We start from the raw sequence: 22,117 nt of genomic DNA, 5'->3' as shown, positions 1-22,117 counted from the left end.
ACGAAGCGAGCCGGAAATGGGGGCCGGGATGGAACAGCGCGCGAACCGGCGCGTCAACGGACGCGAGAGCGACCGTACGCACCAACGCACCAGCGAGGACGGGAACGAGAACGGGAGCGGGAGCGCGGGCGGGAGTGACCGCACCGCCCGGAGCAGGAAGCGCGGCGCCCGGCGCCTCGGCCCGCTGCGCGCGCTGGTAGCGGTCGGAGCCGCGGCCGCCGTGCTGCTGACGGGGTGCACGAGCGGGGGCTCCACGAAGGAGAGCGCCGCCGACGGTTCGGGCGGGGACAGGGCGGACGGACTGCCCGGCCCCTCGGCGACCCGGGCACCCTGGTCACCGGGCGAGGCGCAGGAGCAAGCGCCCGGTACCGAGGGCGACGAGGCGCCCTCGAAGCCGCCGGCCCCGGACTTCCTGTCGACCTTCGCGCTGGATGTGGACACCGCCTCGTACGGCTTCGCCCGCAGGTCGCTCGAGGACGGGCGGCTGCCGGACCCCGGCACCGTACGCCCCGAGGAATTCGTCAACAGCTTCCGGCAGGACTACCGCAAGCCCAAGGGCGACGGCTTCTCGGTCACCGTGGACGGCGCCCGTACCGAGGACGAGGACTGGTCCCTGCTCCGGGTCGGCCTCGCGACCCGCCCCGTGGCGCAGAAGGAACGCCCGCCCGCCGCGCTGACGTTCGTCGTGGACGTCTCGGGCTCGATGGCGGAGCCGGGCAGGCTCGACCTCGTACGGGACGCGCTGAAGGCGGCGGCCGACGGGCTGCGCGACGACGACTCGCTGGCCATCGTCGCCTTCAGCAACGAGGCCGAGGTGGTCCTGGACATGACCCGGCTGGACGGTAACCGCGACCGTATCCACTCCCGTATCGAAACGCTCGAACCCACCGACTCCACCAACCTGGACGCGGGCGTACGCACCGGCTACGACGTCGCCGCCGAGGGACACCGCAAGGGCGTCACGAACCGTGTCGTCCTGCTCTCCGACGCGCTCGCGAACACTGGCGAGACCGACTCGGCGCGCATCCTCGACCGCATCGAGGACGAGCGCCGCGAACACGGCATCACCCTCTTCGGTGTCGGTGTGGGCAGCGAGTACGGCGACTCCTTGATGGAGGACCTTGCCGACAAGGGCGACGGCCACACCACCTACGTCTCCGAACGCGCCGAGGCCCGCGCCCTGTTCACCGAGCGGCTGCCCGCCAACGTGGGCCTGCGCGCCCGGGACGCCAAGGCCCAGGTGGCCTTCGACCCGAAGACGGTGCGCGCCTTCCGGCTCATCGGCTACGACAACCGCGAGGTCGCCGACGACGACTTCCGCAACGACCGGGTGGACGGCGGCGAGGTGGGCCCCGGCCACACGGTGACCGCGCTGTACGCGGTACGTACGAAGGAGGGCGCCGAGGGACCGCTGGCCACCGCCCGCGTCCGCTGGCTCGACCCCGACACCCGCAAGCCCCACGAGAAGGCGTCCACCGTCCACAGCGACGACCTCGACCCGGACCTGTGGAACTCCTCCACGAGCCTGCGCACCGTCGCGGTCGCCGCCTACTTCGCCGAAGCCCTCCGCGCCGACGACCCCCACCACCCGTCCCTGCCCGAACCCCTCACCCTCGCCGAACTCGACGGCCGCGCCGAGGAGTTGGCGAACGACTCGGGCGACCGGGACGTGGACGAACTCGCGGAGGCGATACACACGGCGGCCGGACTGAGGGACCGGCCGGTGCCGGAGGAGACGGCGCACGAGGACGGGGGCGGGAGTACGGCGGGGCCGGGGCGACCGCAAGACGCCGGTGCCGAAACTGACGAACCAGAAGGAGAGTTGCGGTAACGAGCCGCATATGGGCAGAACTGTCCGTAAGCAGCCCACCAGACGCGGAAAATTTCCTGCTCGGAAAGGGAACGCTCACCCGGCCAACTCCCTCTAACAGGGCGCAAGCCCCGAGTGACGGACCCAACGGAACCGACGGAACCAGCGGACCCGTTGGACTCCGCACTCCACAGATCAGCCGCCCGGCTCCTCTTCCCCCCACCTTGTGCGGGGCCCGGCGGCAGGCTGCGGCCGACGCGCGCCCCGCGTCGGCCGCAGCCGCAGCACGGCCTACGGTCCACGGGCCTCGATGCGCCACCCGCGCGCCTCTCCTCTCGCCTCCCCTGCTGCCGTCTTCCGTACGTAACCCTCGCTCGATACGGCGAACCCGTACGCCCCGCCGGGGTGTCCCGTTGCCCTCGCAGGTGCCAAGGACGTATCCGGGGCTCTTGCCGAGGTTCGGCGAGTGGCATCGAGGCATCGAGCGGAAAGTGGTGACGGCGTGGGCGCTGTGGTGGAGGTTGTGAGCATTCGTGAGTGGGTGGGCCACGATGTGGTCGACGAGGAGAAGCGCAAAATCGGCAGTCTGGAGGCGATCTACGTGGACACGGCCAGCGACGAGCCCTCCTTCGCCACCGTCACCATCGGCCTGCCCCTCCAGCGCAAACTGGTCTTCGTCCCGCTGGGCGGCGCCAAGGTCGGCCCGGGGTACCTGCAGGTCGCCTACGGCGGCAAACTCGTCAAGAGCTGCCCCTCCATGGACGTCGACGGCGAACTCCTCGCTGACGACGAACCCCAGGTCTTCGAGCACTACGAGCTGCCGTACCACCGGGGGGCGAGCGGGGAGCGGCGGTTGGCTCGGCGCTGAGGGGCGCAGGGGGAGTGCGTGCGGGCCTCCTGCGAGCTCGCCGCACAGGACCAGCTGAAGCCGGCTGAAGCCAGCTGAAGAGGACCGAAGGCCAATGCCCGCTCTCAACCCATGGGTGGAGAGCGGGCATTGAGCCGTTGTCGCTATCGGCGAATGTGCCGCCCGGACTCAGCGAATGTGCCGCCCGGAAATCGCCCGAGCGATCACCAACCGCTGGATCTCGCTCGTCCCCTCGAAGATCGTGTAGATCTTGGAGTCGCGGTACATGCGCTCCACGGGGTGTTCGCGGCTGTAGCCCGCCCCGCCGAGGATCTGGACCGCCTTCTCCGTTGCGGAGACGGCGAGTTCGCCCGCGCGGAGCTTGGACATCGAGCCCTGGCCCGCGTCGAAGGGCTTGTTGTTGCGGGCCATCCAGGCGGCCTGCCAGATCAGCAGACGGCTGGCCTCGATCTCGGTGCGCATGTCGGCGAGGGCGAAGGCGATGGCCTGGTTCTCGATGATGGGGCGGCCGAAGGCCTCGCGGTCGCCCGCGTACTCCAGGGCGTACTCGTAGGCGGCGCGGGCGATGCCCAGGGCCTGGGCGCCCACGGTCGGACGGCTGACCTCGAAGGTGGCCATGGCCGCCTGGCCCGCGGACCTGGTGCCCTCGCGGGCCCGGGCCAGCCGGGCGTCCAGCTTCTCCTTGCCGCCGAGGAGGCATTCGCCGGGGACACGGACGTCGTCCAGGAAGACCTCGGCGGTGTGCGAGGCGCGCAGGCCGAGCTTCTTGATCTTCTTGGAACCGTCCAGGCCGGGGGTGTTCGGCGGCACGATGAACGCGGCCTGGCCGCGGGCGCCGAGCTCGGGGTCCACGGAGGCGACCACGACGTGGATGTTGGCGATGCCGCCGTTGGTGATCCAGGCCTTCTGGCCGTTGATCACCCACTCGTCCTTGGCCTCGTCGTAGCGGGCGCGGGTGCGCATGCCCGAGACGTCGGACCCGGCCTGTGGCTCGGAGACGCAGAAGGCGGCCAGCTTGGGGTCGTCTTCGTCGCCGAAGCACTGCGGTACCCACTCGGCGAGCTGGTCGGGGGTGCCCGAGGCGAAGATTCCGGCGACCGCGAGGGAGGTGCCGAACAGGGCCATGCCGATACCGGCGTCACCCCAGAACAGCTCCTCGTTGGCGATCTGCAGGGAGATGCCCGAGGGGTCGCCGAACAGGTCGGCCAGCGACTCGAATCCGTACAGGCCGATCTTCGCGGCCTCCTGGATGACCGGCCAGGGAGTCTCCTCGCGCTCGTCCCACTCCGCGGCGGCCGGGCGTACGACCTCCTTGGCGAAGCCGTGCACCCATTCCTTCAAGTCCTGCTGTTCTTCGGTGAGTTCAAAGGAGTACGGCATGGAGTCAGGCCTTCGGGATGTCGAAGTAGCGGGTCAGTCCGGAGGCGAAGCCGACGTCACCCGCGAGCTTGAGCTTGCGCATCATGAACATCGTCACGGGGCTGGCGTTGCCTGAGGCCAGCTTCAGGAACTCCGCGTCGCCCAGGATGATCGTCACGCGCGGCTCGGCCTCGCTGCGGCCCTCGCTGACCGTGCAGGTGCCGTCGGCGATGTCCGTCTCGTAGACCTTCTCCTCGACGCCCGTGATCTTCCAGCGGATCAGGGCCTTCAGGGAGCCCGCGGTTTCGGGCTTGAACTGGCGGCCCATCCGGCCGAAGACCTCTTCCAGGACGCGGTTGCGCAGCGGTGCGTCCTGCGCCAGCTCGTTGATCTCCTTGGTGGAGAGCTTCTTCACGATCCTGGCGAACTCCTCCGGAGTCACGCTCGCGAAGTCGAGTCCGGCCAGTGCGTCGATGCCTTCGGCCATGGAAACCCCTGCCCTTCGGGTTCTTGCTGTGGGTTTGTGGGACGCGGGTCTCCCGGCGGGTCCGTCGGTCCGTCCCCTGCCGAGCTTTCTTACCGCGTAGTAAACTTACTAAGAAGTAAGGTACGACGAGCTGGGTAGGCTGGCAAGGGTGAGCGACGAAACGGGAAAACCTCCAGGCCACAAGGGCCGTAAGGAGGCGTCCGGGCAGAAGGGGCGCCGCCGTGTCCCGCGCGAGGTGCGCGAGCAGCAGATCATCGACGTGGCGATCCAGGTGTTCGCCAAGCGTGGCTACCACGCCGCCTCGGTCGACGAGATCGCCGAGCTCGCGGGCATCTCGAAGCCGATGGTGTACCTCTACCTGGACTCCAAGGAGGGGCTGTTCCTCGCCTGCCTGCGCCGGGAGGCGGACCGGCTCGTCGAGGCGTTCCAGGGCGCCGCGAGCCAGGGCGGCACTCCTGAACTCCAGTTGCACGCCGCCCTGGTGGCCTTCTTCCGCTTCGTCGCCGAGAGCCGTGACAGCTGGGTGGTCCTGCACCGGCAGGCGTCCGAGCTCAGTGAGGCGATAGCCGCCGCGGTCGCCGAGGCGCGCCGTGCGGTGATGGCTCAGGTGGCCGGACTCGTACGGCACGGCATCGCCGAGGCGGGCCCCAAGGTCCAACTCGGCGACGGGGAGGCCGACTTCGTCGCGCACGCCCTGGTCGGAGCCGCCGACACCCTCACCGACTGGATGGACCGCAACCCCGGGCAGTCCCCGGAGGCCGTCGCGCTGCGTCTGATGAACATGGTCTGGGTGGGCATGAGTCATGTCCTGGAGGGCGAGACCTGGACGCCGGCGCCTCGCTCCGGCTGAACCCGGGCGCCCGTACCGCCCCTCACCAGGGAGTGCCGCCCGGGCGCCCCCGGCGGCGGCCGCACTCTTCACTGCGCCCTTCGCCGCATCCTTCATCGCATCCGCTCACCGCACCCGCTCACGCATCCGCTGAGTGACGCCCCGACCGCGCATCGTTTCCAACCGTCTCGGTCAATGAGCCCACCCCCTTGTTTGTGGGGGTCGGCGAGGAATTTCCCTGCGCGCTGCCCATTGAATTTCGCTTACGCGTGAGTAAGTTGACTCATGAGTAAGTAAGCGTGGCTCCGGCGGGGTCCCAGGGGCGGGACCGAACGCGGGACCCCTGCCGCCCAGTCGCGCTCCGCAGGCCAGACACCCACCCGGGAGCCGCAATGGGCGTTCGCCAGGACCTGAAGACCGCACAGAGCCGCCCGGATCTCACCGGGCGCGTGAAGATCAGGCTGATCCGGGACGACAACGGCGTGGTGCGCGAGGCGCACGCGGAGCCGCTGGTCGCCCCGGCGGCGGGGGCGGGCGTCCCCGACATCCCGTACGTGAACGCCGCCGAGGTACCCGACCAGGTGGTGATCCGGCGCCTGGAAGGGGACACCTGGCAGCCGGTGACCGCCGCGCAGTTCGCGCGCGAGGTGTCGGCCACCGCGAAGGGACTGATCGCCGCCGGTCTCGAACCGGGCGGCCGGGTCGCCGTGATGTCGCGTACCCGCTACGAGTGGTGCGTCCTCGACTTCGCGATCTGGGCGGCGGGCGGCCAGACGGTCCCGATCTACCCGACGTCCTCGCCGGGTCAGGTCGAGTGGATCGTGCGCGACTCCGGCGCCCGCCTCGTGATCACCGAGACCGCGGACAACACGGCCGTGGTCCGCGAGGGCTGCGCGCAGCACACCGAACCACCGCGGATCTGGGAACTCGACACGGGCGGCGTCGCCGACATCGTCGGGCTCGGCCGGGACGTCCCCGAGGACGAGGTCACCAAGCGCCGCGCCGCCCTGACCGGCGACAGCGTGGCCACCCTCTGCTACACCTCCGGCACCACCGGACGCCCCAAGGGCTGTGTGCTCACCCACGCCAACCTCTACGCGGGGGCCACCAACTCCAGCGAACTGTCGCTCCCGGTGTTCAAGGAGATCACCGGAGTCGAACCGTCCACGCTGCTCTTCCTCCCCCTCGCGCACATCCTCGGCCGCAGCCTCCAGGTCGCCTGCCTGTACGCGCGCATCGTGGTCGGACACTGCCCGAGCATCAAGCCGGACGATCTGCGTCCCCAACTCCAGTCGTTCAAGCCGACGTTCGTGGTGGCGGTGCCGTACCTCTTCGAGAAGATCCATGACACCGGACGCGCCACCGCCGAGAAGATGGGCCGCGGCTCCTCCTTCGAGCGCGCCGACCGGATCGCCGTGGCCTACGGCGAGGCCGAACTCGCGCGGTTCCTCGGCAAGGGCAAGGGTCCGGGCCTGAAACTCAGGCTCGCGCACGGCCTGTACGACCTGCTCGTCTACCGCCGCATCCGCAAGGAGCTCGGCGGCAACCTCAACTACGCGATCAGCGGCGGCTCCCCGCTCGACAGCCGTCTCAACCACTTCTTCTTCGCGGCCGGTATCACCATCTTCGAGGGCTACGGCCTCACCGAGACCTGCGGTGCCGTCACCCTCGCTCCGCCGCTGGGGCCGCGCCCGGGCGCCGTCGGCCAGCCGGTGCCCGGTTCCGGGGTGCGCATCGCGGACGACGGCGAGGTGCTCCTCAGGAGCGGCACCGTCTTCGACTCGTACTGGGCCAACCCGGCGGCGACCGGCGAGGTGCTCCACGACGGCTGGTTCACCACCGGTGACCTCGGCGCCCTCGACGACGACGGATACCTGACGATCACCGGGCGCAAGAAGGACATCATCGTCACCTCCGGCGGCAAGAACGTCTCGCCCGCGGTCCTGGAGGACCGGCTGCGCAGCCGTCCGCCGGTCGGCCAGTGCATCGTCGTCGGCGACAACCGGTCCTTCGTCTCCGCCGTCATCGCCCTGGAGCCGGACGCCGTCCAGCACTGGCTGTCGGTGCGCAAGCGCCCGAGGGACACCCCGATGGCCGAGGTGGTCCGCGACCCGGAGCTGATCGCGGAGGTCCAGAAGGCCGTCGACTACGCCAACGAGGCCGTCTCGCGCGCCGAGTCCATCCGTAAATTCGCCCTGGTTCCGGGGGAGTTCACCGAGGAGAACGGCCTGCTGACGCCGTCTCTGAAGATCAAGCGGCATGCGATCGTCGCCGCCTACGCGAGCGAGATCGAGGAGCTCTACGGCGGCTGAGTACGTACTCGGGTACGGGAACGGCCCCTGTCGCGCGGACCTTTCGGTCCGCGGGGCGGGGGCCGTTGCCGTTGGGCGTACCGGCTCGCACGGACTTGAGGTGGCCCACAGCCCCTCAAGTCCGCGCGTCGGCCAGTGGGTTGCCACTTCCAACCGACTTCCCTAGGATGACGCCGCGTCATTGAGTTGGATTTTCCAACTCAATGGCCGAGGTGATCCGAACCGATCCGAACCGAACCGAACCGGACCGGACACAGCCGAGCCGAACAGTTCCGTACGGGGCGCCGACGCCGCCGCCCCACCGCCGCCCCGCGACCCAGGCCCGAGGGCCGTCCTTGCCATGAACCACATGAACCAAGCGTCATCCCGAGAGAATTGAGACCAAGGATCATGTCCCAGCAAGCAGCCCCAGGCGTCGGGGAGAAGACACCGGCGGCCGCCGCGGCCCACTACCGACGCGTTTTCCTCATCGTCGCCGCAGGCGTCGCGATGTCGAACCTCGACCTCTTCGTCGTCAACGTCGCCCTTCCGGACATCGCCACCGACTTCGACGGCGCCTCCCTGTCCTCGCTGTCCTGGGTGCTCAACGCCTACTCGGTGGTCTTCGCGGCGCTCTTGGTCCCCGCGGGCAGCTACGCCGACCGGCTCGGCTCGAAGCGCGCCTATCTCCAGGGAGTCGCGCTGTTCACCGTCGCCTCCGTGCTGTGTGCGGTGGCCCCCGAGGTCTGGTCCCTGGTCGGCTTCCGGGTCCTCCAGGCCGTGGGCGCGGCGATGCTGATCCCCTCCTCGCTCGGCATCCTGCTGAGTGTGGCCCCGCCCGAGCAGCGGCCCGCCGCCGTACGCAACTGGGCGGCGGTCAGCGGACTGGCCGCCGCGCTCGGACCGGTGATCGGCGGTGCGCTCACCGAACTCGACTGGCGCTGGATCTTCCTGATCAACGTCCCCGTGGGCATCGCCGCGGTGCTCGCCGGACGGAAGATCATCGCGGACACCCCGCGCCGCACCGAGGTGGGCCGGGTCGACTACCTCGGCGCCGTCCTGCTCACCCTCGGCATCGGCGCGCTGGCGCTCGGCCTGGTCAAGGGCACCGACTGGGGCTGGGGCACGGCCTCCACGCTCGGCACCCTGGCCGCCTCGGTGGTCCTGGTGGCCCTGTTCACCCGGCGCTCCGCGAGCCACCCGAGCCCGGTCTTCCCGCTCGGCCTGCTCAAACTCCCCGCCATGAGCCCGGCCATGCTGGCCAACCTGGTGTTCGCGGTGGCCTTCAGCGCGATGCTGCTCTCGGCCACCCTGTGGTGCCAGGACGTCTGGGGCTGGTCCGCCCTGGAGACCGGCCTCGCGATCAGCCCGGGCCCGATGATGGTCCCGCTGCTCACCCCGTACGCGGGCAAGCTCTCGGCCCGGCTGGGTGCCGGAGTGGTGGCGGCCGTCGGCTGTGTGCTGTTCGCGGTCGGCATCGGCTGGTGGATCGCCGCGCTCGATGTCACCGACCACGACTACGTACTCGGCCTGCTGCCCGGCATGCTGCTCACCGGCGTCGGCGTCTGCTTCGCCATGCCGACCCTGATCGGCGCGGCGCTCAGCAAGGTGCCCCCGGCCAGCTTCTCCACCGGGTCGGCCGCCGTCACCATGGCCCGCCAGACCGGCGGTGTGATCGGGGTGTCCGGACTGGTCGCCGTACTCGGCACCCCCGGGCCGCACGAGGTGGCCGACTCCTTCGACAACGGCTGGTGGTTCACCGCCGCGGTCACCCTCGCCGCCGGACTCAGCTGCCTGCTCCTGCTCCGCGCCACCAAACCGGGCGCCGCACCGGCCGCCAAACCGTCCACCGAACCCGCTGCCAAGAGCTGACCCCTACGCGGGAGACACCCCGGACCACCACCCCCAGACCTCCCGGCCCTGTTTCCGCCGCCTCCCCCGACTCCGGCGGCGGATCCCCCGACAGGGCCGGGAGGTCCCCCTTTCCCCCTTCGCCCCTCCGCACGCCACCCGCGCGACCCCGTCTGCCCCCGGCCCGCAACCGCAGGCCGGGGGCCGGTCGCACGTGTCAACGCCCGTACGGAAGAGGCGAGTTGATCAGCCGAGGAACTCCAGCAGATGGTGCGTCACCTGCTCGGGCTGTTCCTCGACGAGATAGTTGCGGCTGTCGGTGATCTCCGCGACGCGCACGTCCACACCGTGCCGCGGCAGCACCTCACTCATGTACGCGTAGAAGCCGCCGTACGCGAGGCCGAGGACCGGGACCCGGATCTTCTCGTACGAGGCGAAGTCCGCGATGTCCTGCTGGTAGGTCTTGAACCAGCCGGAGCTGGCGCGTACCGCGGCGGGGGAGGAGTACGCCTCGGCGTAGACCCGGCGGTCGAACTCGCCCACGGCGCCCGGGTTCAGCAGGCTCAGGTCGAACATGAAGTCCGTCATCGGGCGGTAGTTGTGCGCGAGCACCTTCTCCGGGAAGCCCTCCACGGTGTTGAAGGCCAGCCACCAGCGGTGCGGACCCGGGGTGCCGGGCCGGGGCATCAGCGTGAATCCGTAGTAACTCTCGTCTATGTGCGTGGTGTTGAGCATGACCAGCTTGTCGGTCGCCTCGGGGTGGTTCGCCGCGAAGGCGTACGCGACCATCGAACCGATGCCGTGCCCGGCGATGCTGATCCGCTCGTATCCGATGTGCGCGGCGAGCGCCCGGATGTCCGCGGCCATCGACTTCTTCTCGAACCCGGACTCCGGTTTCGCGGAGCCGCCCATGCCGCGGATGTCGATCGCGTGCACCGTGAACCGCCGCGCCAGAGCGGGCATGACCTTGCGGTACTCCCACCAGGTCTCGGGCCAGCCGGGCAGCAGGAAGAGCGGGTCTCCCTGCCCGCCCCGCACATAGTGCAGTCGTACGCCGTTGACCTCGGCGGTCTCACTGGTGAAGTCGCCGTCCAGCAAGGAGGCGAGCTCGGCGTTGCCGGGTACCTCGGAGTTACTGGGCACGTGGTCTCTCCTTACGTGTCCGCCCGGCGCGGGCCGGGTCGTACGTGGGGGTGGGGTGGGGGGTGTACGGGCATGGAGGCGTACGGGCATGGCTCAGCTGCCCGCCGCACGTGCAAGTAGCGTCGGAAACAGGGGAGTTGGGCGGCGTGCGGTGCCGCGTGCGACGGCCCGCGGCCGGCCCCCGACCGGGCCGTTCGCGGTCGCGGGCCGCGAGCCGGTTCGTTCAGACCGTCGTGGCGAGCATTCGCGCCTGGCCGCGCTGGACGAGCTGATCGCGCCAGACGGCTTCCTCGGTGAGCTTCAACCGCGGGATCTCGCGCAGGAGTTGGGGGACCATCGTCTCGGCGGACATCCGGGCCACATTGGCGCCCAGACAGTAGTGCGCGCCCGCGCTGAAGGTCAGCGGCTGGATGTCCGTGCGCTGCGGGTCGAAGGCCGCCGGGTCCGGGTAGCGCTGCGGGTCGCGGTTGCCCGCGCCCAGCATCAGGGTGACCGCGGTGCCTTCGGTGATCTTCAGGCCGAAGAACTCCATATCCTTGGCGGCGACCCGGTTCAGGGCGTGCACGGCGGGCTCGTAGCGCAGCGTCTCGTCGACGAAACCGGCCGCGTACGCGGGGTCCGCGCGCAGCCGCTCGGCGTGCTCGGGGTGTTCCAGGGCGAGCCGGACCGTGTTGCTGAACAGGTCCATCGGGGCCTCGGCCGCCGCGACCAGGAACAGCATCAGGTTGGCGACCAGTTCCTCCTCGCTGATGTCGCCGCTGTCGTCGCAGACCTTCACCCAGGTACTGGTGAGGTCCTCGCGCGGCTCGGCACGGCGCTGGGCGACCAGCTCGTAGAAGTACTCGGCGAAGGTGTCCATCGCCGCGTCGCCCGGCTCCAGTTGGCTCATGTCGGCGATCGGGTCCAGGGCCAGGGTGATGTCGCCGATCCCGGCGCGCATCGGGGCCTGGTCCTTCGGCGGTACGCCGAGGAGTTCGCCGATGACGGCGGTGGCGAAGCGGTAGGTGAGTTCGGGGACCAGGTCGATCTCGGCGCCGTCCCGGCCGAGTTGGGCCACGTGCCGGACGGCCTCGTCGGACAGGCGCTCGATCATCGCCCGGCGGCCCGCCACGGCGCGCGCGGAGAAGGCGCTGCCGAAGAAGCGGCGCTGGCGCTCGTGGGTCGGGTCGTTGGAGAACAGCATGTTCCGGGTCAGCCACCGCCACGAGGAGTGCTCGCGCCAGCCGGGCAGCTTGAGGTCCTGCACCGCGCCGTCGGTGGAGAGCAGGTCGGGTTCGCGCAGGGCCCGCGAGCACTCGGCGTAGCCGGTGGCGAAGACGTGCGTGCCCGAGGCCACGTCGACCAGGGAGCCGTGTGCGCGCATCTCCTCGTACAGCGGGTACGGGTTCTGCTTTCCGGCCGGGGCCAGCAGGCGGCCCATGATGTCCAGCGGATCTGCCAGGGCGTCGCTCTGAGTCGTCACTTCACTCCCGGATGTCGTATCGCCGGGCCGTGCGCCCTGACGAAGTCGGAGTTGACGACCGCACACGGCTCGGGGGCGGGTGCGGTCGTGGGGTGTGGTGAGTGATTGCCGATGCGGGTCGGCGGGTGCCGCTGATCGCCGCGGACCGGGCGCGGCCGGTCCTGGAGAAGTGTCCTGTCCAGTGGGTTGGAACTTCAAACGGATCCAGAAGGCATGAACATAACAACATCACTTCCGGCCGGACAAGGGGTGTCTCGCCTGCTGACGAAGGCTTTACGAGGGCGAGTCGGGCGGGTTTCACAGGTGTGGTGCGCCCAGCGCTCGCGGCATGGCGCGCACTCCGGCGTGTGCTTCCGTGCGCACCTGTGTGCGAAAAGCTCACCCGGTCAGGGTTGTGGAATCAAACTAACGATTGATACGGTCGACGGGCCGAGTGCGTTGGAAAGGGCAACTCGGTGGCCCTGAAAAGGAGTTGGGCGGCCGCGACGGTCGCCGGCCGGGGCCGCCGGAACCCGCTCCCGCCCCGGCAAGCGGAACTGTGACGGGGGCCCGGAGCCCGGAGGCGCGCGGCGGTGGCCGAGCGGCCCTCCGGTCTCATGACGTAGCAGTGGCGCCGGATGTGACGGCGTCGCCGGGCCGAGGAGGCTGTGGTGCGGGACGCCGTGATCGTCGAAGCGGTGCGCACGCCGGTGGGCAGGGGCAGCCCCACCGGGGCGCTGCACGAGACCCATCCCGTCGACCTGCTCGCCCGCACCCTCCAGGAGCTGGTCCAACGCGCCGACCTCGACCCTGAGTTGATCGACGACGTGGTCGGCGGCTGCGTCAGCCAGGTCGGCGAGCAGTCGCTCAACATCACCCGCAACGCGGTGCTCGCCGCCGGACTCCCGCAGACCGTGCCCGGGATGACCGTCGACCGCCAGTGCGGCTCCTCCCAGCAGGCCGCGCACATCGCGGCCCAGGGCGTCATCAGCGGCGCGTACGACATCGTGGTCGCCTGCGGGGTGGAGTCGATGTCCCGCGTACCGAAGAACTCCGGCCACGCCCGGCACGCCGACCCCTACGGCTCCCGGCACGCGAGCCGCTACTCCGAAGGCCTGGTCGGCCACGGCATCAGCGCCGAACTCATCGCCGCCCGCTGGAAGGTGAGCCGCGCCGAGCAGGACGCCTACGCCCTGGTCTCGCACCGCAGGGCGGCGGCGGCATGGGAGGCCGGCGAATTCGACCGTGAGGTGATCTGGACCGGGATGCCCGACGAGGCGGTCCGCCCCGACACCAGTGCCGAGGCGCTGGCCTCACTCCAACCCGCCTACTACGAGCCGGAGTTGGAGGAGCGCTTCCCGGAGATCCGCTGGCACATCACCGCGGGCAACTCCTCCTCCGTGGGCGACGGCGCCGCGGCCCTGCTCATCATGGGGGAGGACGTGGCCGAACGGCTCGGCCTGCGCCCGCGCGCCCGCTTCCACTCCTTCGCGGTCGCCGGGGACGACCCGCTGCTGATGCTCACCGCGATCATCCCCGCGACCGAACGGGTCCTGGACCGGGGCGGGCTCACCCTGGCGGACATCGACCTGTTCGAGGTCAACGAGGCCTTCGCCGCCGTCGTCCTCGCCTGGCAGCGCGAGACCGGCGTCGACTTCGACCAGCTCAACGTACGCGGCGGCGCCATCGCCCTCGGCCATCCGCTGGGCGGCAGCGGTGCCCGTGTGATGACCACGCTGCTGCACAACCTGGAGGACAGAGGCGCCCGTTACGGCCTCCAGACGATGTCCGAGTCCGGCGGCGTCGCCAACGCCACGATCATCGAGAGGCTGTGAGCAGCGGCCGTGACCCGGGCGGGCGCCGGAGGGGGCCGGAGTTCCGGCAGAGTCCGGGTGGACCGGTCCGGGGCCGTCAGAACACGCCCTGATCGAGTGCACGGCCGGAAGGCAAGGGGTGTCCGTCGAGAGCATTCGAAAACACAACTCACTGCCCTACGATGGATTCATGTCGAAACCCATCCCCCGAGAGTGCTCCATCGCCGACGCGCTCGACCTGGTGGGCGAGCGCTGGACCCTTCTCGTGGTACGCGAACTCAGCCATGGGGTACGCCGGTTCGACCAGATCGTCCGCAACACCGGCACCTCGCGCGACATCCTCACCGTCCGGCTGCGCAAGCTGGAAGCCGTGGGCGCGGTACGCCGCGAGCTGTACAGCACCCGGCCGCCGCGCTACGAGTACCACCTCACCCCCGCCGGTGCCGAGCTGTGCGACGTACTGATCACCCTGATGCAATGGGGCGACAAACACCTCAACCCCGAGGACCCGCCGCTGCGTTGGCAGCACTCCTGTGGCAACACCCTGGAACCCGAGGTGGTGTGCAGACACTGCGGCGAGAAGGCCCGCGAAGGCGCCCACTCGCCCAGCGGCAGGGGAGCGCTGACCGAGCCGGTCCGGGTCGGGGAGAGCTGAACTTCCCTCTGCGCGCCGCTGGTTGGGTGGAGGGCCCCAACTACCGTCCCCACTCGGCTGGTTGTGCGGGCGGGCCGCCGGTGGCGAGCTTCGACTCACCCGCCAGCTTCGCGACCTGCTCGGCGAAGTCGCGCGACGGCGGCGGCAACGCCGACCACTGCCGGGCCGCCCACCCCACGGTGAGCGGGGCGACACCCTCCAGTGGCAGCAGGACCAGCCCGTCGGACCGCTCGTGCAGACCGGCCACCGCGGGCACCAGTGCGTGCCCGAGGCCCAGTTCGGTCAGCAGCAGGGCCGTCTCCCAGTCGATGGCGGCCTGGCGTTCGGGCGGATCCAGTTGCCCGGAGCCGTCGTCGGGGCCGCAGGGCGGATGGATCAGCCGGTCCCGGACCAGGTCCGCCGGGCGCAGACTGCCGAGCCGGGCGAGCGGATCGTCCGCGCGTACGGCGAGCACCCAGTCCAGTTCGGTGACCGGCCGCAGCTCCAGGCCCGGCGCGGGCGCGGTGAACATGATCCAGGCCAGATCCACCGCCCCTGCGCGCAGCGCACGCAAGCACTGCTCGCTGGTGGTCTCCGGCCGGAACTCCAGCTCCACCTGCGGATACCGCTTCCGGAAGGCCTGCACGGCGCCACCCATGAAATGCCGTATCGAGGCGGAGCCCGCGGCGACCGCGACGGTCCCCGACCGGCCGGTGCGCAGCTCCTCGATCTGCCGCAGACCGTCGCTGAGCGCGGTGAGGCCCTCGGCCGCGCTGCGATAGAGGATCTCGCCCGCCGAGGTGGGCACCACCCCGCGGGGCCTGCGCTCCACCAGCGGCAGGCCGACCTCCTTCTCCAGCCGTCTGACGTGCTGACTCACGGCGGACTGGCTGCAGTTCATCTCACGCGCCACCGCACTCAGATTTCGAACCCTGCACACCGCCGCGAACACCCTCAGGTCGTCTAGGGTCACCCGATCACGATATAGCGGCCCCCGCGCACCTCCTCAAGGACGCGGAAACCTGATCTCGATTGCAGAACGTGAGGCAGGGGCCAAGGCGACGTGCGGCGGCGCGCACGCGCGCGTACGTATCCGGCGGCGCCCCAACTGCCCCGCGCGGCGGCCGATCCGGGATCTGATTCGAGACTAGTTGTGCAGCACACAGACCTGTGGGGGCCTCGGCGGGTACGGTGACCTGCGGCATCGCGCACGGACCACGACCGTCCGGCACGAGTGCGGCACACAGCGACGGAAGGTGTACGGGTGGACGCGATCGAGGCAGTGGCCATCGGGGCCGCCAGCGTGGCCGCCGGGGGCATCAACGCCATGGTCGGCTCGGGAACCCTGATCACCTTCCCGACGCTGCTCGCCTTCGGGTACTCCCCGGTTCTCGCCAACGTCTCCAACAACATCGGACTCGTTCCGGGCTCGCTGAGCGCGGCCTACGGCTACCGGCGCGAACTCAAGGGACAGCTCAGGCGGGTCCTGATCTTCGGCTCGGGCTCCCTGATCGGCGGGCTCATCGGCGCGATACTCCTGCTCCAGCTGCCGTCCAGCACCTTCGACGCGGTGGTCCCCGCGCTCATCCTGCTCGCCTGCCTCCTGGTGGTCCTCCAGCCCCGCCTCAACAAGTGGCTGGCCAAGCGCGAGAACCACGGCGAGAAGGACGGCGGCGTGCCCATGTGGTGCGGGGTGGCCGCGGCGGGCGTGTACGGCGGGTACTTCGGGGCGGCCCAAGGGGTGCTCCTGATGGGCCTGTTCGGCAGTTTCCTCAAGGACGACCTCCAGCGTCTGAACGCCGTGAAGAACGTCCTCGCCAGCATCGTCAACGGGGTCGCCGCCGTCGTCTTCGTCTGTGTCGCCGACGTCGACTGGTGGGCAGCGGGGGTGATCGCGGTCGGCTCCACCATCGGCGGCCTCGTCGGCGCGCGCGTGGGCCGCAAGCTGCCGCCGGTCGTACTGCGCGGCCTGATCGTCGTCGTGGGTCTGACCGCGTCCGTCGTCCTGCTCGCGACCTGAGCCCGGCCGTACCGGCCGCCCGCGCGGTGTCCCCACCCCAATTCGTAGGTGGCCGGATACGGAGGGTGTCCGTCCCCGGAAGGTGCTGCCCGGCCGGAATGCCGGTAGGTTAAATCCGGACCCGGAGGCTCCGAATTCCCTTCCCCGGTACGGCTGTTACCGATGCTCCCGTCGTGACGAGCACGGAAATCCGGGCGTCCGAGCGAGCCGGACAGGGCCCCTCGCCGCCTCGCAGGTCAGCGGGGGCGGCAGTAGAGTCGGGGCGGATATCGGGACTCGTTCCCCGTCCGTACCGTCCGGTCGTCCGGTATTCGGTTGCGGATGCACCGAGCCGGGCGCGCGCCGTGGCGGAATTCGCCCCTCCGGGGCTTGTGGTGTTGCCGGAACGTGAAGCGGTGCCGTTCCGGGGAAAGCGTTCCGAGCCTCTCCGTGGCCATGGGTTATGAGGCTTCCGGGGGCGGATTGTCCGGGGAATTCATTTGGGTGGACAGTAAGTGCGATAAGAAACTCGGAGATGGTGCCCGACACCCAAGATCCAGCTTTTAGCTGGCCCGGGTGGCGGTCGGCGCAGGGCGCGATCAAGGGCGCGTTTCGTATACTCGAACGGCCGTTACGGGTCACTTCCGAGGCCCCAGAAACCTTGCTGACCAGGGCATTTGATGGGTTCAGGGAATGTGTGGCCTCGGTGGTTGTTGCCGAGGTGAGTCCCTGGATCACCGGCTCGGTAAAGGTGGTCATTAAACCTCCGTGGCCCATAAATACACGCTCGGTTGCTGTGGCGTGCGTCATAGTCGCCACCCTTGTTCGGGTCAACTTCCGGCCGCTAGGCTCCCGTTCATGTCTAGTGAGCATATTCAGGAATCAATTCGACCTGGAATGCTGCTGCGTAAGCCTGCCGGTGAGTGGGTCGAAACGGCGGAGCATTTGAAAGGCTTCGGGGGATTTCACGGCGGGCTCGCGCTCGGAATGCTTTCCTCCGCTATGTCGGCGCATGTGCCAGGGCTACAACTTCAGAGCATCACCGGACGGTTCGGGCGGATCATCGACGGCGGTTTCGGTATCGAGAGCGCGCTGGTGCGTTCCGGCCGGACCAGTTCCACGGTGAGCGCCAAGGCCGAGTCACCCAAGGGCGTGCACCTGGAGGCCACGGGTGTCTTCTCGGTGCCCGGCGAGCAGCGGTGGCCCCTTGTCGCACCGAAGCCCCCGCAGGCACCTCCGCCCGAGGACTGCGAGGTCTTCGCCATTCCCAAGGAGTTCGTGCCGATCTCGCAGAGCATGGAGATCCGGCCGGTCGGCTCGGCGCGCCCCTACGCGGGTGGGCCCGAGCCCGAACTCGTCGCCTGGATCCGCCTCCTGGAGGACGACGAGGCGCCCGACGCCGCGCGCTTCGTCTTCCTGATGGACGCACTCGCCCCCTCCTACGCGGCGATGCTCTCGGAACTCGTCTTCGTACCGACCGTCGAACTGACCGTCCGCCCCGGCGAGGGCCTGGCCACCGCGACCTCGCCCTGGATCCTGCTCCGCGCGAGCACCCTGGCGGCCACCTCCGGCGGCTGGATCGACGAACAGATCGACGCCTGGGGGCTCGACGGCACCCACCTCGGCACCGCGCACCAGCTCCGCGTGGTCCGCAAGATCTGAGTCCGGGGCGCGCCGCCGGGCAAGCGGCCGCCTCACAACCGCAACCCACGACTCACCGCACAACCCCAGCGCACCACCCCAACTCACAACTCAACACCGCGCGAACCGTTCACAGCGTTCATAGGGCACCAACGCTTCTCATCGGCAGCCAGCAGCTCGTAGGGCACAGCAGCAGTTCCGTCAGTCTCAGTCGGACCCAGCTGAAAGGCCGTAAGTCTGTGGAGTCGTCAAGCACGTCCCTGGGAACCTCGCTGCCTGAGATCCTCGAGCAGCGTGCACAGAACCAACCCGATGCGCTCGCCTTCCGCTTCCTGCCGGACGGCACCAGCGAGCAGATCGTGGACTGGAGCTACGCGCAACTCTCCGAGCGCGCGGCCGCGGTGGCCGCGCAGCTCGCCGAGCGCGGCATCACGCGAGGCCGGGTCGTGCTCGCGCTCGACCCCGGACTCGACTACGTGGCAGGCCTGTTCGGCATCCTGCGGGCGGGCTGCACCGCCGTCCCGTCCTTCCCGCCCATCGGCCGCCGCGCGATGCAGCGCTTCGTCTCGATCGTGGAGGACTGCGCCCCCGGCGCCGTCCTCACCGACCCGCGCTTCGCCGGTCAGGTGGGCCAGTTCGAGGAGCAACTGCCGGTCGGCGAAGAGAAGTTGCGGTGGATCTTTCCCGAGGCCGACTTCTTCGAGACCCGCCCGAGCGCCACCCCCGGGCCGGTCCGGCTCGCCGAGCAGGCCCTGCTCCAGTACAGCTCGGGCTCCACCGGCGAACCCAAGGGCATCGTGCTCAGCCACGACAACCTGGTGAGCAACTGCCGGGTGCTCGACGAGCACATGGGCTTCGAGGCGGACCGGGTCGGCTGCTCCTGGCTGCCCCCGTACCACGACATGGGCCTGATGGGCACGATCCTGCTCGCCGTGCACGGGGGCTGGCCTCTTGTCATGCTCTCGCCAGTCCATTTCGTGCAGGACCCCTACCGCTGGCTCAAGGCGATCACCGACCACAAGGTGACCATCAGCGTCGGCCCCAACTTCGCCTTCGACATGTGCGCCACCCAGATCACCGACGAGGAACTGGCCACCCTGGACCTCAGCACCCTGCGCCAGGTCTTCTGCGGTAGCGAACCGGTCTCCGGCGCCACCCTGGACCGCTTCAACGAGCGCTTCGGTACGAGCGCCGGCTTCAACCCCGACGCGATCATCCCCTGTTACGGACTCGCCGAGGCCACGCTCTTCGTCACCGGCAAACAGGAGAAGACGCCCGTACGCACCGAGTGGCTGGACAAGGCCGCCCTCGAACTCGGCGAGGCGGTCCGGGTTCCGGGCCCGGGCACCGAGGGCGCGATCGGTGTCGTCAGCTGCGGCGTCTTCGCCAACCGGCACCGGGTCGTGGTCGTCGACCCGGACACCGCGACTCCCGTGCCGGCAGGCCGAGTCGGCGAGGTCTGGGTGAGCGGTGCCAACGTTGCCCAGGGCTATCTGAACCGGCCCGAGCTGAGCGCGAGCACCTTCGACGCCCGGCTCGCCGGCAAGCCCAAGGGTCCCGGCTTCCTGCGCACCGGCGACCTCGGCTTCCTGCTCGACGGCGAGCTGTACGTCACCGGCCGCCTCAAGGACGTCATCATCGTGGCCGGGCGCAACCTCTACCCGCAGGACATCGAGGAGTCCGTGGAGCGGGCCCACGAACTGCTGCGCCGTAGCGTCGCCTTCTCCGTGCCGAGCGCGCGCGACGAGGGGGAGGACGTGGTAGTCGTCGCCGAATTCCGGGGCACGCCACGGGAGTTCGAGAGCAGCGAGAGCGAACTGCGCGACCTGGTCACCGCCGCGGTCACCGCCGAGCACGGCGTCCGCCCTGCCCGGCTCTACTTCGGCCCGCCCGGAACCATCCTCATGACGACCAGCGGCAAGGTCCGTCGCCGCGCGACCAGGGCCGCCTATCTCGACGGCAGCATCAAGGCCTTCCGACCCTCGACGGAAAAGGTGCCGGTGTCATGACCACTGCACACACAGGGGCCGACGAGGCGGCCGCGGCGGCGGCCCCCGAACCCGCCGACATCGACACGGCGGCCCGGCGGCTCGCCTACCTCACCGTGGGCCTGCCCACCCTCGGCTTCGCCGCCGCCGTCGTCTGGGCCGTCACCTACGGCTTCAGCTGGATCGACGCCACCCTCCTCCTCTTCTTCTACGTCGTCACCTCGCTCGGCGTCGAAGGCGGCTTCCACCGCTTCTTCTCCCACAAGTCCTTCTCGGCGGGCCCGGTGGTGACCTCGCTGTGGGGCATCGCGGGCAGCATGGCCGCCCAGGGCCCGGTCCTCTTCTGGGTCGCCACCCACCGCCAGCACCACGCCTTCACCGACAAGGACGGCGACCCGCACTCGCCGCGCCCGCTCGGCACCGGCTTCAAGGGCAAGGTGCGCGGCTTCTGGCACGGACACGTCGGCTGGCTGTTCGTGGTCCAGCGGCAGAACTGGAGCAAGCGCGTCCCCGACCTGGTGCGCGACCGGCTGGTGATGCGCCTGAACCAGTACTACTTCCTGTGGGTACTCGGCGGCCTCCTGCTGCCCGCCCTGCTCGGCCTCGCCCTCAGCGGCGGCGACCCCAAGGCCGCGACGAGCGGCTTCCTGTGGGGCGGCCTGGCCCGGATCTTCCTGCTCGACCACGTCACCTGGGGCGTCAACTCGGTCGGCCACCTCATCGGCAACCGCCCGTACCGCACCCGCGACAACAGCCGTAACTTCGCGCCGCTCGCGGCCTTTTCGGTGGGCGGCTCCTGGCACAACAACCACCACGCCCGGCCCGCGCTCGCCCACAACCGGCACGGACTGTGGCAGATCGACCCGACCGGTGCGTTCATCCGGGCCCTGGACCGCGTGGGCCTGGTCTCCGACGCGCGCTATCCCGACCGCGAACGGATCAAAGAGAAAGGAGCGAGGCGATGACCTCTGCCGCCGACGTCGGCCCGGGCGGTTCCGGCGCACTGTCCGCCGCGATCGTCCGGCTTGATCCCGTAAGCCTCAGGATCAAGCGTTTCTCGGCCCTGACCACCATGACCCTGCCCCTGCTCGGCACCGCGGCCGCCGTGTACTTCCTGGCCACCGGGCAGTTCTCGGCGACCGACCTGTGGCTCTTCGCCGCCATGTACTTCGTGCACATGTTCGGCATCACGGTCGGCTTCCACCGCTATCTGGCGCACAAGGCGTTCAAGACCTCGGCCTGGTTCGAGGGCGTCATGATGATCACCGGTTCGATGGGCGCCCAGGGCCCGCTGATGTTCTGGGTGACCACCCACCGCAGGCACCACCGCTTCAGCGACCAGGAGGGCGACCCGCACTCGCCCAACCTGCACGGCCGCACCTTCCGCGGCCGGATGCGCGGACTGTGGTACGCCCACATGCCCTGGATGCTCAGCGCGGAGACCACCAAGTGGACCGTGTTCGGCCCGGACGTCCTGCGCAACCGCCGCCTGATGTTCTACAACCGCACCTACCCGCAGTGGGTGACCCTCGGCCTGGTCATCCCGATGGTGATCTCCTTCGCGGTCCAGCAGACCTGGATGTCCCTCGTCACCGGCCTGGTCTTCGGCGGTCTGGCCCGCATCTTCGTCGCCAACCAGGCGGCCTGGTGCGTCGGTTCGGTCTGCCACGCCTTCGGCGGACGGCCCTTCGACAACGAGGACAAGAGCGCCAACAACTGGCCCGTCGCCGTCCTCACCTTCGGCGAGGGCCTGCAGAACAACCACCACGCCTTCCCCGGCTCCTTCCGACACGGCGTGACCTGGTACGAGCCGGACCTCAGCGGCTGGCTGATCGCCGGACTCGGCAGGACGGGCGTCGTCTGGAGCCTGCGCGAGCCGGACAAGGCGACCATCGCCAAACGCAGGGAGAAGAAGGCCAAGGCAGCTGCCAGCCAAGGCACTTGAGCGCCTGCGCCACCTCA

General features: G+C 69.9%; 17 protein-coding genes. 12 read left to right on the top strand and 5 right to left on the bottom strand.

Annotated features, from left to right (window positions below; translation table 11 throughout):
• Nucleotides 1-28: 28 nt before the first annotated feature.
• Nucleotides 29-1,831 (top strand): von Willebrand factor type A domain-containing protein, encoded by a 1,803-nt coding sequence (locus tag HUT18_RS09415; protein WP_176099507.1) that lies wholly within the window; start codon nucleotides 29-31, stop codon nucleotides 1,829-1,831.
• A 490-nt stretch (nucleotides 1,832-2,321) separates the two neighbouring features.
• Entirely contained in the window at nucleotides 2,322-2,678 is a 357-nt protein-coding gene (locus HUT18_RS09410) for a PRC-barrel domain-containing protein (RefSeq protein WP_176104393.1), read from the top strand.
• A 168-nt stretch (nucleotides 2,679-2,846) separates the two neighbouring features.
• On the opposite strand, the gene HUT18_RS09405 is transcribed toward HUT18_RS09410, so the two are convergent.
• Nucleotides 2,847-4,058, bottom strand: coding sequence for an acyl-CoA dehydrogenase family protein (locus tag HUT18_RS09405; protein ID WP_176099505.1), 1,212 nt, complete (start codon nucleotides 4,056-4,058; stop codon nucleotides 2,847-2,849).
• Between the two features lie 4 nt (nucleotides 4,059-4,062).
• Nucleotides 4,063-4,524 carry an SCP2 sterol-binding domain-containing protein gene (locus HUT18_RS09400; protein ID WP_176099503.1) on the bottom strand — a complete coding sequence of 154 codons (462 nt, stop codon included), beginning with the start codon at nucleotides 4,522-4,524 and terminating at the stop codon, nucleotides 4,063-4,065.
• Between the two features lie 148 nt (nucleotides 4,525-4,672).
• Between HUT18_RS09400 and HUT18_RS09395 the strand changes: the two genes are divergently transcribed.
• The 3 genes from HUT18_RS09395 to HUT18_RS09385 all read left to right on the top strand — a co-directional run bounded on the left by HUT18_RS09395 (nucleotide 4,673) and on the right by HUT18_RS09385 (nucleotide 9,516).
• The gene (locus tag HUT18_RS09395) at nucleotides 4,673-5,374 is read left to right on the top strand and encodes a TetR/AcrR family transcriptional regulator (RefSeq protein WP_176099501.1); all 702 of its coding nucleotides are present in this window, start codon (nucleotides 4,673-4,675) and stop codon (nucleotides 5,372-5,374) included.
• A gap of 371 nt (nucleotides 5,375-5,745) precedes the next feature.
• Nucleotides 5,746-7,665 (top strand): long-chain fatty acid--CoA ligase, encoded by a 1,920-nt coding sequence (locus tag HUT18_RS09390; protein WP_176099499.1) that lies wholly within the window; start codon nucleotides 5,746-5,748, stop codon nucleotides 7,663-7,665.
• A 390-nt stretch (nucleotides 7,666-8,055) separates the two neighbouring features.
• Nucleotides 8,056-9,516 carry a DHA2 family efflux MFS transporter permease subunit gene (locus HUT18_RS09385; protein WP_176099497.1) on the top strand — a complete coding sequence of 487 codons (1,461 nt, stop codon included), beginning with the start codon at nucleotides 8,056-8,058 and terminating at the stop codon, nucleotides 9,514-9,516.
• A 225-nt stretch (nucleotides 9,517-9,741) separates the two neighbouring features.
• Here the strand turns inward: HUT18_RS09385 and HUT18_RS09380 are convergent, their stop codons facing one another.
• Nucleotides 9,742-10,638 carry an alpha/beta fold hydrolase gene (locus HUT18_RS09380; RefSeq protein ID WP_176099495.1) on the bottom strand — a complete coding sequence of 299 codons (897 nt, stop codon included), beginning with the start codon at nucleotides 10,636-10,638 and terminating at the stop codon, nucleotides 9,742-9,744.
• 223 nt (nucleotides 10,639-10,861) lie between these two features.
• Nucleotides 10,862-12,100 carry a cytochrome P450 gene (locus HUT18_RS09375; protein ID WP_254878498.1) on the bottom strand — a complete coding sequence of 413 codons (1,239 nt, stop codon included), beginning with the start codon at nucleotides 12,098-12,100 and terminating at the stop codon, nucleotides 10,862-10,864.
• Nucleotides 12,101-12,750: 650 nt separating this feature from the next.
• On the opposite strand from HUT18_RS09375, the gene HUT18_RS09370 reads away from it, so the two are divergent.
• Both HUT18_RS09370 and HUT18_RS09365 read left to right on the top strand, forming a co-directional pair.
• A complete protein-coding gene (locus HUT18_RS09370) occupies nucleotides 12,751-13,914 on the top strand; it encodes a thiolase family protein (RefSeq protein WP_176099494.1) in 1,164 nt (387 codons plus the stop codon).
• A 169-nt stretch (nucleotides 13,915-14,083) separates the two neighbouring features.
• The gene (locus HUT18_RS09365) at nucleotides 14,084-14,548 is read left to right on the top strand and encodes a helix-turn-helix domain-containing protein (RefSeq protein WP_176099492.1); all 465 of its coding nucleotides are present in this window, start codon (nucleotides 14,084-14,086) and stop codon (nucleotides 14,546-14,548) included.
• Between the two features lie 40 nt (nucleotides 14,549-14,588).
• On the opposite strand, the gene HUT18_RS09360 is transcribed toward HUT18_RS09365, so the two are convergent.
• Nucleotides 14,589-15,500: a LysR family transcriptional regulator gene (locus HUT18_RS09360; RefSeq protein ID WP_176099490.1), complete on the bottom strand. Its 912-nt coding sequence runs from the start codon at nucleotides 15,498-15,500 to the stop codon at nucleotides 14,589-14,591.
• A 291-nt stretch (nucleotides 15,501-15,791) separates the two neighbouring features.
• Here HUT18_RS09360 and HUT18_RS09355 point away from each other — a divergent pair, with 291 nt between their 5' ends.
• The 5 genes from HUT18_RS09355 to HUT18_RS09335 all read left to right on the top strand — a co-directional run bounded on the left by HUT18_RS09355 (nucleotide 15,792) and on the right by HUT18_RS09335 (nucleotide 22,100).
• A complete protein-coding gene (locus HUT18_RS09355; protein ID WP_176099488.1) occupies nucleotides 15,792-16,547 on the top strand; it encodes a sulfite exporter TauE/SafE family protein in 756 nt (251 codons plus the stop codon).
• 876 nt (nucleotides 16,548-17,423) lie between these two features.
• A complete protein-coding gene (locus HUT18_RS09350; RefSeq protein WP_303246576.1) occupies nucleotides 17,424-18,188 on the top strand; it encodes a thioesterase family protein in 765 nt (254 codons plus the stop codon).
• Nucleotides 18,189-18,406: 218 nt separating this feature from the next.
• Complete coding sequence (locus tag HUT18_RS09345) at nucleotides 18,407-20,176, top strand: fatty acyl-AMP ligase (RefSeq protein ID WP_176099484.1); 1,770 nt, start codon at nucleotides 18,407-18,409, stop codon at nucleotides 20,174-20,176.
• Entirely contained in the window at nucleotides 20,173-21,120 is a 948-nt protein-coding gene (locus HUT18_RS09340) for an acyl-CoA desaturase (RefSeq protein ID WP_176099482.1), read from the top strand. Before HUT18_RS09345 ends, HUT18_RS09340 begins: the two co-directional genes overlap by 4 nt.
• Nucleotides 21,117-22,100: an acyl-CoA desaturase gene (locus tag HUT18_RS09335; protein WP_176099480.1), complete on the top strand. Its 984-nt coding sequence runs from the start codon at nucleotides 21,117-21,119 to the stop codon at nucleotides 22,098-22,100. The genes HUT18_RS09340 and HUT18_RS09335 overlap by 4 nt, the downstream gene beginning before the upstream one ends.
• Nucleotides 22,101-22,117 lie beyond the last annotated feature (17 nt).

It is taken from the genome of Streptomyces sp. NA04227 (assembly GCF_013364195.1).
Classification (GTDB): Bacteria; Actinomycetota; Actinomycetes; order Streptomycetales; family Streptomycetaceae; genus Streptomyces.
Note: the sequence above shows the minus strand (reverse complement) of the source record. Positions and strands in the feature narration are given on the sequence as shown.